Source organism: Bartonella sp. AP57NXGY (genome assembly GCF_042195805.1).
Taxonomy (GTDB): domain Bacteria; phylum Pseudomonadota; class Alphaproteobacteria; order Rhizobiales; family Rhizobiaceae; genus Bartonella.
On sequence record NZ_JBHIOZ010000353.1, the window covers coordinates 1 to 1,061 of the forward strand.

At 43.7% G+C, this 1,061-nt stretch carries 1 protein-coding gene; it reads right to left on the reverse strand.

Features of this window, described 5'->3' with window-relative positions:
* Positions 1-1,061 (reverse strand): MFS transporter (locus ACFIL8_RS10825; protein WP_375689775.1); only part of this gene is annotated, 1,061 nt, incomplete at both ends.

Below are 1,061 nucleotides of genomic sequence, written 5' to 3' on the forward strand. Positions count from 1 at the left end.
CTTTGGGTGTGATGCACTTTTACAAAACCGGCTCCTAGAAAGCCAAGGCACACCGCTGTTTGTATGATAAAGATATAGGCAGGCATTTGGTTGTTTCGGTGTTCTTTCTGAATGGCTTTCATCATAAAACTTGCCATCAGAGCATTTTGCACGCCGTTAGCACCCCCAAGGATGAAAAATGACAGCATCATTAACCATACAATATGTGTTAAGGAAAAGCAGAAAATTGCAAAGCCGATGATTGCAGCGGCAAGTGATGCTCCAGCGGCATTACCAAAGCGATGAAAAAGGCTGGAGAAACAGAGTGGACCAACCACGAGGCCAAGACTTAACATGCTTGTGATTACCCCATAGGTTTCTGCACTGAAGTACAGCTCAGTGCGGATGCGGACAATCGATAAGACGTTGAGAGCAGAGGTGAGGATGATGGTAATGATGAGGGGAGAAAGAGCATAGACAACATTTTTTTTACGCAAGAGACCCGTTAAATCTAGCCCTTTTTTGCTTTTTTGCGTTGTGTTTGTCGTTTGTGTATGAATTTTAAAACTTTTAAAACAGAAGAGAGTGATAAAGGTAGCAAAAAGAACCATGACTGACAACACAAACAATCCTTTTTGCCCGTTTGATATTCCATACAATACACCTCCTAACAATGGTCCGGCAATATAGCCAAGATTACGGACTGTTTGGATAATGCGGTTGATACGGTCTAATTGCTGATCATTGGTTGCAAATTCTGGGACGGAAACGAGGATAGCAGACCAAAAGAGTGAACCAGCACAACCTAGTGCGAAAGAAAGGGCAATATAAACCCAAAATTGGTTGGCGATTGCAGCTGTGGCTATAAAGAGTGCTTCAAACAATAAAACAATGGGTACTGTTCGCGCTGGTTGGAAGCGATGTAAGAGACGTGGTGCAATGGGGCCTGCACAAATTGCCCCGACAAGCCCTGCAAACAGCAGCATTGAAATAGATGCTGTGCTTTCTGCTAAGTGGAGAGCAAATGTAACTTGTGCTGTTTCATCGGCAAAGCTGCTAAAGCCCAAAACAAGGAAAAGCCC